Genomic DNA, 16539 nt, shown 5'->3' with positions numbered 1-16539 from the left:
TTCCATCCTCCGAGACAACCTGCCCGGAGGTCCAAGATCAGGTCCTTATCGGGGGCAGAAGCCGCCGTTATGGGGTTGCGTGTATGGGGTTGCGTGAGGCCGGTTCAGCGCGCGTCGAGCGGCCGGCGCTCGCCCGCCGTGGCGACGTCCTCGTCACGGGTGGTTCGGGCCGACGTCCCGGGCGTCTTCGGCGCGCGCGGCGCCATCACCAGACAGGCGGCCGCGCCCACCGCCAGAACCGCGACCAGCAGCGCCAGCGTCGCGCCGGCCGCGTCGGCCAGGGCACGGTCGAAGGTGCGTCGGGCCAGGTCCGCGAGGTCCCCCGCCAGAGCCGGTGGGGCGGCGCCCACCCCCTCGGACAGCTCGCCGGTCCGGTTCATCCCGTCGGTGAACTCCTGCCGCGGCCCAGGGGGCAGGCCGGCCGCCGCGTCCGCGGTAGAGGACCGCAGCGAGGCTGAGAGCTGCGCCTGGAGCAGTACGCTCGTGGCCGCGCTGCCGATCACGCTGCCGACCTGGCGGATCGAGTTGTAGGTGCCGGATCCAGCTCCCAGCAGGGTGGGTGGCAGTCCCCCCATCGCGACGTTGGCCATGGGTGCGAAGGCCGAACCGCTGCCCGTTCCAGAGACGAACAGGGCGACACCCACCAGCCACGGGGACGCGCCCGGTTCCGCGACGAGGGCGAGCATCCCGATGCCCGCGGCGAACAGGACGAACCCGGTGAGCACGATCCACTTGCCGCTGACCCGGTCGGAAAGGGCTCCCGCGAGGGGGCCGGCGACGCCGCCGGCCACTGCCATCGGCACCAGCAGGAAGCCCGTCTCCTGCGGAGTGAGACCGAGGACCGACTGGAGGAACAGGATCAGCGGCAGGTACAGGCCCGTCAGAGCGAATCCGATGGAAGCAGCGGCGAGCGCGGCGGCGCTGAAGTTGCGCCGGCCGAACAGCGCGAGCGGCATGAGCGGCTCCCGCTTGTTGCGGTACTGCCAGCCGACGAAAGCGAGCAGCAGTACGAGGCCCGCCACGATGACGTGCGTGACGGTGGCCGGACCGAAGACCGTGCCCCAGTCGTAGTGCTGGCCGTTCTGTAGGCCGAAGACGAGCGCGAACAAGCCCAGGCCGGAGAGCGCGGTGCCCAACAGGTCGAAGCTTCGACTGTGCCGCGGCTGGCCTCCGGGCACCAGCCAGACCGTCATACACAGACCGATGACGCCGATGGGTACGTTGATCAGGAAGATCCATTCCCACCCCGCGGTGTCGACGAGGAGCCCGCCCACCAGCGGGCCCAGGACGGTCGCCACGCCCGCGACGGCACCCCATACGCCCAGGGCCGCGCCCCGACGGCTCTGGGGGAACAGTACGGTGATGAAGGCCATGGACTGCGGGGCCATCAGCGCGGCACCGACACCCTGGACGGCGCGCGCGGTGATCAGCATCCCGACGCTGTCGGACATGCCGCACCACAGCGACGCCGCGGTGAAGACGGCCATGCCGGCGAGGAACACGGGCTTGCGCCCCAGCCGGTCTCCGAGCCGTCCGGCGACCAGCAGCGGCACCGCGTACGTGAGCAGGTAGACGCTGTTCACCCAGGTGATCTGGTTGAGGTCGGCGTGCAGGTCGGTCAGCATGCCCGGAATCGCGACGCTCACGATGGTGGTGTCCATCATGATCAGGAGGAATCCGACGCACAGTGCCGACAGCGCGGCCCATGGATTCACCTGTGTGTCAGGGGACGTCGTTGTCTTGTTCGCCGGCACCGGCTCAGGCCCTTTCCTCAGCGACGGCCCGTCGTGTACCGGGCGCGCACTCCGCCTTCACCTTTGGGCCGGCCGGGACGCAAGTCCAAGATCGGGTGGTTCTGACCCCGATAACCGATGGTTATGCCTCGGCGGAAGGATGGCCGGATGCGTACGGCGTCGCCAGGACGGCTCTGGCGTGTTCGACGAAGGCGTGCGCGGCGGGGCTCATCGGGCCCTCCGAGCGCCACGCGAGGGCCATCAGGCCGCGGAACCACGGGCTCGCGAGGTTGACGGCGTGAAGTTCCTCCGTGTGCAGGGCCGCGAGTGACTCCGGGATGACGGCGGCGCCGAGGCTGTGGATTGCGAGTTGGGCAAGTATGTTGGGGTCGCTCGCCTCGAAGACCACCCGCGGCTCGAATCCGGCCTCGGCGCATGCCTTTTCGAGGCAGGCTCGCATGCCCGTCCCTGCTGGGAGGCTGATCAGCGGCCGGTCACGCAGCTCCGTGACGGGAATCGAGGCGCGATCGGCCAGCAGGTCACTGGGGTTGACGGCGACGACCAGCGATTCGTCAGCGATGACGTGGAGATCGATGCCCGGGAGCCTGGCAGTCGTCAGCGCGACGATCGCCGCGTCGAGTAAGCCGTTGTGGAGGTCGTCGAGCAGCCGGTCCGTATTCTGCTCGGTGAGGGTGATCTCCACCGCGGGATGCGCCTTGTGGAAGTCCGAGAGCAGTTCGGGCAGGTCGAGGGAGGAGCACGAACGCACCATCCCCACGGACACGCGGCCCCGCATCAGCCCGGTGAAGTCGTCGATCACCAGTCTCATGCCGGCGACGCCGTCGAGCGCCCGACGGGCGTAGGCCAGGACCGCGGTTCCCACTTCCGTGAGCCGCACAGTGCGCCCCGAGCGGTCGAGCAGTTGCTGTCCGAGTTCGTGTTCCAGGCGTCTGATCTGCGCGCTCACTCCTGGCTGGGCCACGTAGAGGCGCGCGGCGGCCTTGGTGAAACTCGCCTCTTCCGATACAGCTACAAAATACTCAAGTTGACGCAGTTCCATAACAGTTAAGGCTAGCAAGGGCCCCTTTCATACGCGTGGGTGTTGAACGGGATGCGCTCTCGCCGCGGTGCAGCCGATCGGCGCTGTCGAACGTGTACTCGTGATGCCGGCCCAGCCAACCTTGCGGCCTGTCTGAGAGGGGTCGCATGGGAGCGAAGGCGTCCCCATAGACGCCGTCGTAGCCCCATGAGTGGGCGCCGCCGCGTGAGGCAGACGGCAGACCTCACCCCACCATGCGCCGTATATGACCACGAAAACCGACCCGGTGTTCTCCCCCTGGCACAGGGCTGTCTCAGAGGCCGTCCTGTTGCGCGGGGATCTGAGTCCGTACCGGGCCCGCGGGGTGCGATGCGCCGCCGCACTGATCGCCGGGGCGGGAGAAGACTGTGACTGCCGCTCCTCGATCAGGCCCGCGCCGTCCGCGACGACGGCGGCCTGGACGCGGTTGACGCCACCCAGCTTGGCGCGGAGCGAACTGACGTGGTCCTTGACCGTCCCGTGGGAGAGCCGCAGATGCCGGGCGATCTCCCGGTTGGACAGTCCCTCGCCGACGAGGGCGAGCACCTGACGTTCGCGTTCGGTCAGGCCCTCCAGCCGACGGGTCGCGTCGTTCTCACGGCCGGAGGCGAAACAGCCGCCGATCACGGCACCCGCGGCCTCCGGCGCCAGGATCCTCCCCCCCCTGCCGCCAAGGCCCGCACCGCGTCGACGGCCCCGGCGCCGCCGCAGTCCACCACCGCCTCGATGCCCCCGGCCGAGCTCAGGATCAACTGCAGCCCCGAGCGAACCAACTGCTCGTCGTCCACGACCGCGACGGGCAGGCCGACCGGTGCTGGAGGGGCCCCACCTGTGCCGGTGCTGCTCGCCGCGTACGAAAGAGTGACGGCCTGACGCCGTACGCACCACCAAGAGACGACCAGCTCCGCACCTCCCCCGTTGCGGAGCTGGTCTTTTGGTGCCGCCCGCCTGACCGGCGCTGATCGCGAGCGGGAATCCACGACGTGCCTCCGCGGCCGCCGTCCGTGTCGGAGCCCGCTACGACGGCATGGGCGCGCTTCACAGCAAGCCCTCAGGGATCCCAAAGACCGCGCCAATGTCGGCCATGGATCCGATGCGGGTCGAGGGAGTCCTGGACACCTGACATCGCCGCATATCGACATGAGCTGCTTTGCTGCCCAGTCAGTACTGGCCGTGGCCCGACCGCTCAATCGCCGCGCATCGTCATGCCAGGGTGGCTCACACTGCGACGAGGCGGACCCGGTCACCACACAGCTTGGTCATGTCGTCGACATCCGACGTCAGCATGAGAACCGGACGCCGCTGCCGCAGGGCGGCCTCAGCTACGGCCGCATCGATGGCGTACTCGTGACCGTGCAGCCCAGCCCTCATCAATAGCGCCGAGGCCGCCTTCGCCTCCTCATCCCCCACCGGCACGGCGCGCAGGCCAGATAGCACCCGGCCCAGCCGCGCCTTGTTCGTACGGGCATGCACGGCTTCGATGATGGTGAGCGCACTGCTCACCACCTCCATGCCACGGGACCGCGCCTCCGCGAACAAGGCCACCACGGTCTCGTCATCGCTGAGCAGCTCGGCGAGCCCCTCGCTGTCCAGGACCAGCGTCCCCTCGTGGCTCAGCTTGCGGCGGGCCACTGGTCCTCCTCAGCGAACACCTCGTCGAACACCTGACGTGCACGCTGCCGCGCCTGCTCGGAGATCGATCCCTTACGGCTCTCATAGTCGGCCAAGTACTCGTCCAGCACCTGGCCACGCAGCTCCCGCTCGACGGCCGCGGCGATGAACGCGGAAAACTCACGCTTGCCGACCGGGCACGGATCGCCTCAGCGGTCCCCTCAGGCAGAGAGAGACTGACCCGGGTCGCCGGCCCCTCACCAATGCTGTACGTCATCTCGGACAGGCGACCCTCGCCCCTGTCGGCTCAAGGGCCGAGAATCGGCCGGGGGGCACATCGTGCCCAACAATGGGCACAAAAATGCCCCCTGAAACCGCGTTTCCGCAGGTCAGAGGGCATCTATGGAGTGGAGCCTAGGAGATTCGAACTCCTGACATCTGCCTTGCAAAGGCAGCGCTCTACCAACTGAGCTAAGGCCCCGCGAACGGGAGGATACGACCGGCCACAACCGCGCCGTGGCCACCGCCGCAGAACAGAGTACCGGTACTCCCCCCGGATCCTGCAAAAGGATTGGGACTCCCGGTCCGCGACCACGCTCCGTAAGATGCTCGGCGAGGTTCGCAGCAGCGAAGGGGAGACGCAATGGATGCAGCGCAGCAGGAGTCGACGGCCAGAGCCAGAGAGCTTCAGCGCAATTGGTACGGGGAGCCGCTGGGGGCACTCTTTCGCCGGCTGATCGACGATCTGGGCCTGAACCAGGCCAGACTCGCCGCCGTGCTCGGCCTGTCCGCACCCATGCTGTCCCAGCTGATGAGCGGCCAGCGCGCCAAGATCGGCAACCCGGCCGTGGTCCAGCGTGTCCAGGCTCTGCAGGACCTGGCCGGCCAGGTCGCCGACGGCAGCGTCAGCGCCGCCGAGGCCACCGACCGGATGGATGAGATCAAAAAGTCCCAGGGCGGCTCCGTGCTCAGCAACACCAGCCAGACCACGGCCAGTTCCGGAGCGCCGACCGTGCGGCGCGTGGTGCGCGAGATCCAGTCACTGCTGCGCTCGGTGGCGGCGGCCGGCGACATCATAGATGCGGCGGACACCCTCGCCCCGACCCACCCCGAACTGGCAGAGTTCCTCCGGGTGTACGGCGCCGGGCGCACCGCCGACGCGGTCGCCCACTACGAAGCGCATCAGAGCTGAAGCAAGCGGACCGGGGAGCGGGCGCAGCGCAATGGGTGAGATCTTCGCTGGTCGGTACGAGCTGATCGACCCGATCGGGCGCGGTGGAGTGGGAGCGGTCTGGCGGGCGTGGGACCACAGGCGCCGCCGGTACGTGGCCGCCAAGGTGCTCCAGCAGAGCGACGCGCACACGCTGCTGCGTTTCGTGCGCGAGCAGGCGCTGCGCATCGACCATCCCCATGTCCTCGCCCCGGCCAGCTGGGCCGCGGACGACGACAAGGTGCTGTTCACCATGGATCTGGTGAGCGGCGGTTCGCTGGCGCATGTGATCGGGGACTACGGCCCGTTGCCGCCCCGCTTCGTGTGCACCCTTCTCGACCAGCTCCTCTCCGGTCTCACGGCGGTCCACGCGGAAGGTGTCGTGCACCGCGACATCAAGCCGGCCAACATCCTGCTGGAAGCCACCGGCACCGGGCGTCCGCATCTGCGGCTGTCCGACTTCGGTATCTCGATGCGCAAGGGCGAGCCCCGCCTCACCGAGACCAACTATGTGGTGGGTACGCCGGGTTATTTCGCGCCCGAGCAGATGATGGGAGCGGAGCCGGACTTCCCTGCCGATCTGTTCGCGGTCGGCCTGGTCGCCCTCTACCTGGTGCAGGGTCAGAAGCCCGATTCCCAGGCCCTGGTGGAGCACTTCGCGACGTACGGCACACCGGTCGCCCCGCAGGGCATCCCGGAGCCGCTGTGGCAGGTCATCGCCGGGATGCTGCAGCCGGACCCGCAGGCGAGGTTCCGTACGGCGACGGGCGCGCGCAAGGCGTTGACCGCCGCCGTCGAGATGCTGCCCGAGCCGGGCCCCGGCGAGGAACCGGTGGAGGTCTTCGACCAGATCGGTCCGCTCCCGCCGGGCTTCGGCCCGGACGGGCCCGAAACACCGCCCGCCCGCGGCCCCCAGGGCCATGCAGGCCCCCAAGACCAGGCAGCAGAGGGCGGCGGCCAGAGCGGCGCCGACAGTGGCGGCCGGCAGGCGCAGCCCGTACCGCAGCAGCCGTCCTCCATGTCGGAGACGGGCAGCTTCCACCTGGCACCGCCCCCGCAGCATCTTTCGACGCCGCACCCGGCGCCGCACCCGGCGCAGCCCTCCACGCCGCCCACCGCGACCCCCGCTCCCGCTCCGCTGCACGCGCATGCGGCCTCCCCCCTCTCCGGTGCGGCGCACAACCCCTCCCAGGGTCCCGCGGCCGCGGTGTCGTACGAACAAGCCCTTACTCGTCCATACACCGCTCAAGGCCCGGAGGTTCCACTTCCGGCGTCCCCTTCGGTCCCGCGCGGCGCCCACGCCCCCGTACAGGCCCCGCACAAGCGGCCGGGACCGCCCCCGAAGGTGACGGTCCCGGTGCTGCTGCTGGCGCTGGCCTGTTTCGCGGTGGGTATCTGGGCGCTGACCCAGAGCTGAGCCGGAGCCGCTTACCAGGCGGAAGGCGGCCCGTACCGCGTAGCCGCCCCACTGTCATGGCCGGGACCAACGCCGGCCCCGGCCTCCGCCCCCGGATCCACCACCGGATCCACCACCGCGCGCCGCCTGGCGACGAGCGTCCACACCCCGAGCCCGAGCACCAGCACGGTGCCCGCCCCGATCCCCGCCGCCGCGACGAGCCGCATCGTGTCGCTCTTCGCCGCCGCGGGCGTGCTCAGCCCGTCCTCCGCCGCGTTCAGGTCGTCGTCCGTGACCTGGAATTCACCGGGGTCCCCGGCATAGGCGGGCGCGTTCTTCGCAGTCCCCTTCACGGTCAGCCGCAGGGAGAGCCCGATCGGCTTCGCCCCGAACACCTCCTCCACCTCAGGACTCAGACTGACCCTCAGGTAGTACCAACCCGCGAACCGCATCCCGTTGACGTCCTCGGACGAGTCGAAGCGGTTCTCGTACGCCACCGGCGGCAGCGGATCCAGCGCCGACGACTCCGGCTTGCCGTCGTACGTAATGTCGCTCGCGCTGTCGACAAGCCCCCGCGCCGGGTTGAACAGCGCCATCGTCAGCGCGTTGGACACGTATCCGTCGCCGGCCGTGCTGCCGAGGTCCGCGCTGGCGAACAGCTGCTGCCCCCAGTCGACCGGCACCTTGTAGAACAGCGCCTCGCCCGGCTTGATCTTGTCCCGCCACTCGCCCTGCTCCAGAGCGGTCGCACTGTAGAAGCTCGTCCCGCCCCTGCGGTCCCGGGCCTGACCGCCAAGCGCCGGGGGCGAGCCACTGGGCCAGCTCTCCGGAGCCGCGGTCGCCCCGCCCGCCTTCACCCCCGGCTCCGTCAGATGCCGGATCTCCAGCTCCCACGGCTCACTCGACGAGGTGGCCTCACTGGTCCGCTCGATCAGCACGTAGTACCTGTCCTGGCTCTGACAGGAGGTGCTGTCCTCCTCCATGGTCCGGTGCGCGTACGTCCCGATCGGCCGCGCGTACTCCGCCGAGCTGAATCGCGCGGTGTTGTAGCTGCACGAGGAACCGTCGCGGTCCTGCAACGTCACCTTCAGCTCGTCGGCGTACCCGACCTTCGTCCCCAGCTTCGGAACAGCCGTCGCCGACACATAGGCGTTGGACTTCGCGTCGAGCTCCACACGGTAGTAGAGCTTGCCGCCCGGCTTGATCGAGTCCCGGTACGTCCTGCCCGCCTTCAGCTCCTCGGCATCGGTAGTGGTCACCGCCCCCCTGACCGTCGTCGCCGACGGCCCGAAGGTGTACGGGCTGGGCTCACCCGCCGCCCACGCCTGCGCCGGCAGCGCCGCCACCGCGCACAGCGCCGCCACCACCGCCGGCACCACCCTGCCCCTGCTGCGCCGCATCCTCACGCGCCACCCCTCGTCCCAGTCTCCTTGGCCGCCGCCCTGCGACGCCGCATCGCCGCGCACACGGCGAACCCGGTCCCCGCCGCCAGGACGACAGCGCCGCCCGCCGCCGCGGCGGTCGCGGTGCCGGTCCATCCTGCCCCGCCGGCCCCAGTGCTGTCTGCGCGGGCCGCCGTATCCGACTTCGCCAGAACGGGCGCATCGTGCTGCGGCCCCGCCAGTTCGTCACCGACGACATCGACCCGCAGGAGGACACCGATCGCCGGGTTCTCGGCGAACCTGGCGGCGTCCGGGCCGAGCGACACCGCGATGTAGTAATCACCCGCGCTGCGCACCGGGACGACATGCCCCGCCGTCTCCCACCGGTTCGTCCAGGCCACCGGCACGGTCCCGGAGTCGACCGCGGCCGGTTTCCCGAGATACATCGTGCGGTCGGTGAACTCTCCGCCGCCGGAGACCGGCCTGCGGCCCGGGCTGTACGCCGCGGTGTCGACGAAGCTCATTTCCGTGCTGTCCGCCTCCAGGGTCGGCTCGTTGCCGAAGTCGACGGCGTAGCGCAGCTGCTGGCCCCAGCCGACCCGCACCTTGTACCAGCGGGTCTGGGCGGGCAGCAGCCGGTCGCGCCACACGCCCTTGCCGAGCGCCCTGGCGTCGTTGAACCCTGTGCCGCCCTCGACGTCCTTGGGGTCCCCCATGGGTGATACGGCGTCCTTGCCCGCCTCGCCGTACTCGGTCGCGGACTCCGCGGGCACGGTCCCCTTGGCGAGCGGCCGCTCCGCCGCGTACCTCAACTCCAAAGGCCAGCGCGCCCGGTCGGAACCTGAATCGCTCGTGCGGTGTACAGAAAGCAGATAGCGGCCCGCCGGGTCGCAGAATTGGCCACCGTCTGGGGAGGGGATGCGGCTGACAGCGGTCGTGAGCACCATCGCGCCCTCGTTCTGCCCGAAGATCTTCTGGCTGGTCTCGCAAGTGACACCCCCGGTGCCCCCTGCCTTCTCTTCGGTGGTGAGCTTGAGTTCGAGCCCGTCCGCGAGAGCCACCGGGACGCCCGGCTGCGGCACGGCGGTCACGGCAAGGTCCGCCGCCGACTTCGCGTCGAGCCGCGGGGCGTACCAGCGGGTCTCGCCGGGCCCGATGGTGTCGGTGTACTGGCCGGGCGCGAGGCCGGGGGCGTCACTCGCGCTCGCACCGCCCTCGACGCTCTCGCCCCGCAAGCGGTATCCGCCCGCCGAGAGCTGCGAGGCGCGCTGCAACTGCCGGGCCAGCGCTTTGGCGTCGGGTGCGTCGTAGTACGAGCCGTGGCCGGCCTCCGCGACGCATTCGAGCTGCTGCCTGGCCTTGCCGCGTACCTGGAAGCCGATGGTGTCGATCCGCAGGTCGATGCCGTCCTCGCCGAGCTGCCGGGCGACTTCGCAGGGCTGCGGAGTCCCGCAGTTGTCCTCACCGTCGGAGATCAGCAGGACCGTACGCCGCCCGAGTGCGCCGTCGGCGGGCTCGGGGAGGTCCTGGGCGGCCTTCTGCAGGGAAAGCCCCATAGGGGTGTCTCCCTTGGGCCGTACGCCGTCCACGGCCCGCTTCATCGCGTCCCGGTCCAGCGGCTGTACGGGCCGCACCAGCCGGGTGTCGGAGCACCCCGAGGCGCGGTCGGCGCCGTACACCCGCAGGCCGGTGGGGTGGCCGTCCGGAAGCGTGTCCACGACCGTGGCGACCGCCGCGCGGGCCGCCTCCATCCGCGTACGCCCCGAGCCGTCGTCGTCGGCCATGGACCCGGAGGAGTCGAGCACCATCACCAGGCTGCCCGCACCGTCCGCCCGCGCCACCGCTTCCCTGTGCGCCGCCGCCGCGCCGGGCAGCGGTCCCGCGGTCAGCGCGAGCAGTGTCCCGCCGATGAGCGCGCCCGCTGTCCGACGGCTCAGCCGTCCCCTCACCCGTTTCACCCGTCCCCCCCTCAAAGAGATCCCCCACCTTTGCTCTCGCAAGCTATTAATTTGCTTCGGTGAATTCAATGCGGATCCCGTCACGGTCCGGCAACAACAGACCGCAACCCGTTCGGCCGCCCCCACAAAGTCCGCAAGCCCCCCGAAAGCAGCCCCGGACAGCACAAAGCCCCGGCCGCTGAGCGACCGGGGCAAGTGTTTCGGACTACTGGGTCTCACACACCCGAACCTGCGGGCACGGAGTCAGTCGCCTCCGTCCACAGATCCTGCTCGGCGCGATCCGCCTGGATCTGGCGGTACACGAGGAGCCCGCCGATGGCGGCCAGTGCGACCAGGAGAAGCTTCTTCACCGCGCGACCTCGTCTTTCCTTGACGTAGGAGACTTCTGGCCGCCGACTATACACACCGATCGATACCGATCGGTGACCTAGATACCCACCCAACTGACGCGCGCCACACAGCGAAAGCCCCGGCCGCCCGCACATGTCAAAAGCCCCCAGGCTGATCGCCTGGGGGCCTTCGCGCGAAGTGGGGCTAACAGGATTTGAACCTGTGGCCTCATCCTTATCAGGGATGCGCTCTAACCAACTGAGCTATAGCCCCGCGCTGCCCCTGAAGATTAGCGCACCTCGGGGGCAGTACCAAAATCGGTTCCGCCGGCTTCCTACTCGTCCTCGGCGAGCGTCAGCTCGACGCCGCCGACGAAGCCCGCCGACAGGTTGTAGATGAAAGCGCCCAGCGTCGCCAGCGCCGTGGCCAGCACCACATCGATCATCGCGATGACCGACGTGAAGATCAGCACCCGCGGCAGCGACAGGAAGGACTGCAGGTCGAAGCCGTTGTTCTCATTCGAACCCGTCGCCTCGCTGATCGTCCCGCCCACCGTGGAGAAGACGCCCATCGCGTCCATGACCATCCACAGCACCGCCGCCGCCACCACCGTGCAGATGCCCAGCGCGATGGAGAGCAGGAAGCTCACCTTCATCACCGACCACGGGTCGACCTTGGCCACCCGCAGCCGCGCCTTGCGCGTACGCGGCGTCGTACGCGCACCCGTCCGCGGCAGACGCACCGCGGCGACACCAGACTGCTGCGCGGCGCCCTGCGTCCCTGCCGCACCGCCTGCACCCTGCGTACCGCCGCCCGCAGGAGACGGATACGCCTGCGGCGGGTGATACGGCTGCGCCGTCTGGCCCGGCCCCTGCGGCTCACGCTCACTGGGCAGCGGCCCACTCGCGTAGCCGTCGTAACCCTGAGGCTGAGGCCCCCGCGCATCGGTCACAGTCCCCCCCTGGGAGTCCGCGGCAGAGCCACGGGCACCGGGTGCTCCAGATTCGGAAGCGGCCGCTCCGGCGCCCGTGGCTCCACTCACGCTTTACTCCTCGTGCTCCCCGGCCGAAGGCGCTGCGCCCTCGGCGGATGAGGGCTCAGCGCCCTCGACGGATTCTGCAACCTCGACCGCGTCACCTTCGACCGCATCGGCGTCGGCCCCTTCGGGACCTTCCACCTCTTCGGCCTCACGACCGGCCTCGGCGTTACGAGCGATACCTACAACGGCATCGCGCTTGCCCAGGTTGATCAGTTGGACGCCCATGGTGTCACGGCCCGTCTCCCTGACTTCGTTGACTCGCGTACGAATCACACCACCGCCGAGCGTGATGGCGAGGATCTCGTCCGTTCCCTCCACCACCAGCGCGCCGACCAGCGAACCCCGGTCCTCCACAATCTTGGCGGCCTTGATACCCAGACCACCGCGACCCTGAACCCGGTACTCGTCGACGGGGGTCCGCTTCGCGTACCCACCATCGGTGGCGGTGAACACGAACGTACCCGCCCGCACGACATTCATCGAGAGCAGCTCGTCCCCTTCACGGAAACTCATGCCCTTCACACCCGAAGTCGCACGCCCCATCGGCCGCAACGCGTCATCGGTAGCCGTGAACCGGATCGACTGCGCCTTCCGGCTCACAAGAAGCAGATCATCCTCGGCCGACACCAGCTCCGCACCGATCAGCTCGTCGTCGCTGCCGTCCGCGGTCTCCCGCAGATTGATCGCGATGACACCACCCGAACGCGGCGAGTCGTAGTCCTTCAGCGGCGTCTTCTTCACCAGGCCCCCCTTCGTGGCCAGGATCAGATACGGCGCCGCGTCGTAATCACGGATCGCCAGGATCTGCGCGATCTGCTCGTCCGGCTGGAAAGCCAGCAGGTTCGCCACATGCTGACCACGCGCGTCCCGGCCGGCATCCGGCAGCTCGTACGCCTTCGCCCGGTACACCCGGCCCTTGTTCGTGAAGAACAGCAGCCAGTGATGCGTCGTCGACACGAAGAAGTGGTCGACGATGTCGTCTTCCTTCAGCTTCGTACCGCGCACGCCCTTGCCGCCGCGCTTCTGCGACCGGTAGTCGTCCGTCTTCGTACGCTTCACATAGCCGCCACGCGAGATCGTGACGACGATGTCCTCCTCGGCGATCAGGTCCTCGATGGACATGTCACCGTCGAAAGGCACCAGCTTCGAACGCCGGTCATCACCGAACTTGTCGACGATCGCCGCCAGTTCCTCGCTGATGATCTGCCGCTGACGCTCCGGCGAGGCGAGAATCGCGTTGTACTCATTGATCTTCGCCTGCAGCTCGTCATGCTCCGCGACGATCTTCTGACGCTCCAGCGCCGCCAGCCGGCGAAGCTGCATCTCCAGGATCGCGTTCGCCTGGATCTCGTCGATCTCCAGCAGGCCCATCAGGCCCTCACGCGCCACATCGACCGTCTGGCTGCGCCGGATCAGCGCGATGACATCGTCGATCGCGTCCAGCGCCTTGAGCAGACCACGCAGGATGTGCGCCCGCTCCTCCGCCTTGCGCAGGCGGAAGCGCGTACGCCGGACGATGACCTCGATCTGGTGCGTCACCCAGTGCCGGATGAACGCGTCGATCGACAGCGTGCGCGGCACCCCGTCGACGAGCGCCAGCATGTTCGCGCCGAAGTTCGTCTGCAGATCGGTGTGCTTGTACAGGTTGTTCAGGACAACCTTCGCGACCGCGTCCCGCTTCAGTACGACGACCAGACGCTGACCCGTACGCGAAGACGTTTCGTCACGCACGTCAGCGATGCCGCCGACCTTGCCGTCCTTCACCAGGTCGGCGATCTTCTGCGCCAGGTTGTCCGGGTTGGTCTGGTACGGAAGCTCCGTGACCACCAGGCACTGACGGTTCTGGATCTCCTCGACCGCCACCACCGCGCGCATCGTGATCGAGCCGCGGCCCGTCCGGTACGCCTCCTCGATGCCCTTACGCCCCACCACCAGCGCACCGGTCGGGAAGTCCGGACCCTTGATGCGCTCCATCAGCGCGTCCAGGAGCTCCTCGTGGCTCGCCTCGGGGTTCTCCAGGAACCACTGCGCGCCGGCCGCCACCTCCCGCAGGTTGTGCGGCGGAATGTTGGTGGCCATACCGACCGCGATACCCGCCGAACCATTGATCAGCAGGTTCGGGAAGCGCGCCGGCAAAACCGTCGGCTCCTGGTTACGGCCGTCGTAGTTGTCCTGGAAATCGACGGTCTCCTCGTCGATGTCCCGGACCATCTCCATGGCCAGCGGCATCATCTTGCACTCGGTGTACCGCATCGCCGCGGCCGGGTCGTTGCCCGGAGAGCCGAAGTTGCCGTTGGAGTCCACCAGCGGCATACGCATCGACCAGTGCTGCGCCAGACGCACCAGAGCGTCATAGATCGAGGAGTCGCCGTGCGGGTGGTACGTACCCATGACGTCACCGACGACACGGGCGCACTTGTAGAAGCCCTTCTCGGGCCGGTAACCACCGTCGTACATCGCGTACAGCACCCGGCGGTGTACGGGCTTCAGACCGTCCCGTACGTCGGGCAGCGCACGCGACACGATGACGGACATCGCGTAGTCGAGATACGAGCGCTGCATCTCCGTCTCGAGCCCCACGGGCTCGACACGCATACCCACACCCTCGACGGGCGGCACCTCTTCGGGCGTCACGGGGACAGGAATGTTCTCGTCGGCCATTGCTGGTCAAAATCCTTTCGAGCTGCGGCTGCGGCTGGCGGCTTGCACGGCCGACTCAGATGTCGAGGAAGCGGACGTCCTTGGCGTTGCGCTGGATGAACGAACGCCGCGCCTCGACGTCCTCACCCATCAGCACCGAGAACAGGTCGTCGGCCTGCGCCGCGTCGTCCAAAGTCACCTGGCCGAGAACGCGGTGGTCCACGTCCATCGTGGTGATGCGCAGCTCCTCGGCGTTCATCTCACCGAGACCCTTGAAGCGCTGGATCGAGTCGTCCCTGATCCGCTTGCCGTTCTGCTTGCCGAGCTCGACGAGCGCGTCGCGCTCACGGTCCGAGTAGGCGTACTCGAAGTCGTCCCGGCCCCACTTGATCTTGAACAGCGGCGGACGCGACAGATACACGTGCCCCGCCTCGACCAGCGGCCGCATGAAGCGGAACAGGAACGTCAGCAGCAGCGTGTTGATGTGCTGACCGTCGACGTCGGCGTCCGCCATCAGAATGATCTTGTGATAGCGGAGCTTCTCGATGTCGAAGTCCTCATGCACACCCGTACCGAACGCCGAAATCAGCGCCTGGACTTCGGTGTTCTGCAGGATCTTGTCGATCCGCGCCTTCTCGACGTTCAGGATCTTGCCCCGGATCGGCAGGATCGCCTGGTACATCGGGTTACGACCAGACTTCGCCGAACCACCGGCCGAGTCACCCTCGACGATGAAGATCTCGCACTTCGTCGGGTCGTTCGACTGGCAGTCACTGAGCTTGCCCGGCAGCGACGCCGACTCCAGCAGACCCTTACGACGCGTCAGGTCACGCGCCTTACGGGCAGCCACACGAGCCGTCGCGGCCTGGATCGCCTTGCGGATGATGTCCGCGGCCTCGTTCGGATTGCGGTCGAACCAGTCATTGAGGTGCTCGTGCACGACCTTCTGCACGAAGGTCTTCGCCTCCGTGTTGCCCAGCTTGGTCTTCGTCTGCCCCTCGAACTGCGGCTCGCCCAGCTTCACCGAAATGATCGCCGTCAGACCCTCGCGGATGTCCTCACCCGCGAGGTTGTCGTCCTTCTCACGCAGGAACTTCTTCTCGCGCGCGTAACGGTTCACCAGACCCGTCATCGCCGCACGGAAGCCCTCCTCGTGCGTACCGCCCTCATGCGTGTGGATCGTGTTCGCGAAGGAGTACACGCTCTCCGTGTACTGCGAGTTCCACTGCATCGCGATCTCGACCGAGAGCAGACGCTCCTTGTCCTCGGCCTCGACATCGATGATCGTCGGGTGAATCATCTCGCCCTTGCGCGAGTTCAGGTACTTCACGAAGTCGACGATGCCGCCCTCGTAGTGGTACGTCACGGTCCGGGCCTGCGGCTCGGCCGCAGCGTCGACGTCCGGGTCGTCCGCGCCCACCGTCGCCTTCGCCGAATCACGCTCGTCCGTCAGCTTCAGCGTCAGACCCTTGTTGAGGAACGCCATCTCCTGGAAACGCCGCGACAGCGTCTCGAAGGAGTAGTCGGTCGTCTCAAACACGTCCGGGTCCGCCCAGAACGTGACAGAAGTACCCGACTCATCAGTGGGCTCATTACGGGCCAGCGGCGCCGTCGGCACACCGAGCTTGTACTCCTGCGTCCAGCGGTAACCATCGCGCTTGACCTCGACAGCCACCCGCGACGACAGCGCGTTCACGACGGAAACACCCACGCCGTGCAGACCACCGGAGACGGAATAACCCCCGCCGCCGAACTTGCCGCCCGCGTGCAGAACGGTCAGCACGACCTCGACGGCCGGCTTCCCTTCCGACGGGACAATGCCGACCGGGATACCACGGCCGTTGTCGATCACGCGCACGCCGCCGTCGGCCAGGATCGTCACATCGATCGTGTCCGCGTGACCAGCCATCGCCTCGTCGACAGAGTTGTCGACGACCTCTTGCACAAGGTGATGAAGACCACGCTCACCGGTCGAGCCGATGTACATACCGGGCCGCTTGCGGACCGCGTCCAGGCCCTCGAGCACGGTAATCGCGCTGGCGTCATAGGCCGCCGAGACGGCACCCTCGCCGCCCGCGACGACAGTGGAAGGAATGTTCTCGTTGGGGTCGCCGGAATCGGCCACGAAGCGCCCTTTCTGGCACAGCACGGGCCGAAACCCC

Annotated in this window: 13 protein-coding genes, 2 tRNA genes and 1 pseudogene; 3 read left to right on the top strand and 13 right to left on the bottom strand. The window is 68.4% G+C overall.

The window, feature by feature from the left end:
• Positions 1-104: 104 nt before the first annotated feature.
• From J7E96_RS18980 to J7E96_RS38480, 3 genes are all read right to left on the bottom strand, one after another.
• A complete protein-coding gene (locus J7E96_RS18980; protein ID WP_215132820.1) occupies positions 105-1715 on the bottom strand; it encodes a DHA2 family efflux MFS transporter permease subunit in 1611 nt (536 codons plus the stop codon).
• 160 nt (positions 1716-1875) lie between these two features.
• Complete coding sequence (locus J7E96_RS18975) at positions 1876-2793, bottom strand: LysR family transcriptional regulator (RefSeq protein WP_215132819.1); 918 nt, start codon at positions 2791-2793, stop codon at positions 1876-1878.
• 27 nt (positions 2794-2820) lie between these two features.
• Positions 2821-3357: a LuxR C-terminal-related transcriptional regulator gene (locus J7E96_RS38480; protein WP_308296031.1), complete on the bottom strand. Its 537-nt coding sequence runs from the start codon at positions 3355-3357 to the stop codon at positions 2821-2823.
• Between J7E96_RS38480 and J7E96_RS38475 the strand changes: the two genes are divergently transcribed.
• The gene (locus J7E96_RS38475) at positions 3307-3684 is read left to right on the top strand and encodes a hypothetical protein (protein ID WP_308296033.1); all 378 of its coding nucleotides are present in this window, start codon (positions 3307-3309) and stop codon (positions 3682-3684) included. The two genes, J7E96_RS38480 and J7E96_RS38475, sit on opposite strands and share 51 nt — an antisense overlap.
• A gap of 345 nt (positions 3685-4029) precedes the next feature.
• Here J7E96_RS38475 and J7E96_RS18965 read toward each other — a convergent pair whose 3' ends face one another.
• The 3 genes and pseudogenes from J7E96_RS18965 to J7E96_RS18955 form a co-directional block, all read right to left on the bottom strand.
• Positions 4030-4443, bottom strand: coding sequence for a DNA-binding protein (locus tag J7E96_RS18965; RefSeq protein ID WP_215132818.1), 414 nt, complete (start codon positions 4441-4443; stop codon positions 4030-4032).
• Positions 4425-4708: pseudogene (locus tag J7E96_RS18960) on the bottom strand (hypothetical protein). The gene J7E96_RS18965 and the pseudogene J7E96_RS18960 overlap by 19 nt, the downstream one beginning before the upstream one ends.
• Positions 4709-4830: 122 nt before the next feature.
• Positions 4831-4903: transfer RNA gene (locus J7E96_RS18955), tRNA-Ala, on the bottom strand.
• 162 nt (positions 4904-5065) lie between these two features.
• Between J7E96_RS18955 and J7E96_RS18950 the strand changes: the two genes are divergently transcribed.
• On the top strand, positions 5066-5614 hold the full coding sequence (locus J7E96_RS18950; RefSeq protein ID WP_215132817.1) for a DNA-binding protein: 549 nt from the start codon (positions 5066-5068) through the stop codon (positions 5612-5614).
• 31 nt (positions 5615-5645) lie between these two features.
• Positions 5646-7049, top strand: a complete 1404-nt coding sequence (locus tag J7E96_RS18945; protein ID WP_215132816.1) for a serine/threonine-protein kinase — start codon at positions 5646-5648, stop codon at positions 7047-7049.
• 11 nt (positions 7050-7060) lie between these two features.
• On the opposite strand, the gene J7E96_RS18940 is transcribed toward J7E96_RS18945, so the two are convergent.
• The 7 genes from J7E96_RS18940 to gyrB all read right to left on the bottom strand — a co-directional run bounded on the left by J7E96_RS18940 (position 7061) and on the right by gyrB (position 16526).
• Positions 7061-8428 (bottom strand): hypothetical protein, encoded by a 1368-nt coding sequence (locus J7E96_RS18940; protein ID WP_215132815.1) that lies wholly within the window; start codon positions 8426-8428, stop codon positions 7061-7063.
• A gap of 2 nt (positions 8429-8430) precedes the next feature.
• Positions 8431-10359: a VWA domain-containing protein gene (locus J7E96_RS18935; protein ID WP_308296030.1), complete on the bottom strand. Its 1929-nt coding sequence runs from the start codon at positions 10357-10359 to the stop codon at positions 8431-8433.
• A 224-nt stretch (positions 10360-10583) separates the two neighbouring features.
• Positions 10584-10718 carry a DLW-39 family protein gene (locus tag J7E96_RS18930; protein ID WP_003958712.1) on the bottom strand — a complete coding sequence of 45 codons (135 nt, stop codon included), beginning with the start codon at positions 10716-10718 and terminating at the stop codon, positions 10584-10586.
• Between the two features lie 179 nt (positions 10719-10897).
• Positions 10898-10971 (bottom strand) — tRNA-Ile (locus tag J7E96_RS18925).
• Between the two features lie 61 nt (positions 10972-11032).
• Positions 11033-11650, bottom strand: a complete 618-nt coding sequence (locus tag J7E96_RS18920) for a DUF3566 domain-containing protein (RefSeq protein ID WP_308296024.1) — start codon at positions 11648-11650, stop codon at positions 11033-11035.
• Positions 11651-11743: 93 nt separating this feature from the next.
• Entirely contained in the window at positions 11744-14398 is a 2655-nt protein-coding gene (gyrA, locus tag J7E96_RS18915) for a DNA gyrase subunit A (protein ID WP_215132813.1), read from the bottom strand.
• Between the two features lie 55 nt (positions 14399-14453).
• Entirely contained in the window at positions 14454-16526 is a 2073-nt protein-coding gene (gene gyrB / locus J7E96_RS18910) for a DNA topoisomerase (ATP-hydrolyzing) subunit B (protein WP_215132812.1), read from the bottom strand.
• Positions 16527-16539 lie beyond the last annotated feature (13 nt).

It is taken from the genome of Streptomyces sp. ISL-96, assembly GCF_018614035.1.
Taxonomy (GTDB): Bacteria; Actinomycetota; Actinomycetes; order Streptomycetales; family Streptomycetaceae; genus Streptomyces.
This window is presented reverse-complemented; position numbering and strand designations above follow the sequence as displayed.

What these genes read in the sequence shown, in the direction of transcription:
- J7E96_RS18975 (WP_215132819.1), bottom strand. Translation starts at nt 2,793, where the DNA reads ATGGAACTGCGTCAACTTGAGTATTTTGTAGCTGTATCGGAAGAGGCG.
- J7E96_RS38475 (WP_308296033.1), top strand. Translation starts at nt 3,307, where the DNA reads ATGCCGGGCGATCTCCCGGTTGGACAGTCCCTCGCCGACGAGGGCGAG.
- J7E96_RS18950 (WP_215132817.1), top strand. Translation starts at nt 5,066, where the DNA reads ATGGATGCAGCGCAGCAGGAGTCGACGGCCAGAGCCAGAGAGCTTCAG.
- J7E96_RS18945 (WP_215132816.1), top strand. Translation starts at nt 5,646, where the DNA reads ATGGGTGAGATCTTCGCTGGTCGGTACGAGCTGATCGACCCGATCGGG.
- J7E96_RS18940 (WP_215132815.1), bottom strand. Translation starts at nt 8,428, where the DNA reads ATGCGGCGCAGCAGGGGCAGGGTGGTGCCGGCGGTGGTGGCGGCGCTG.
- gyrA (WP_215132813.1), bottom strand. Translation starts at nt 14,398, where the DNA reads ATGGCCGACGAGAACATTCCTGTCCCCGTGACGCCCGAAGAGGTGCCG.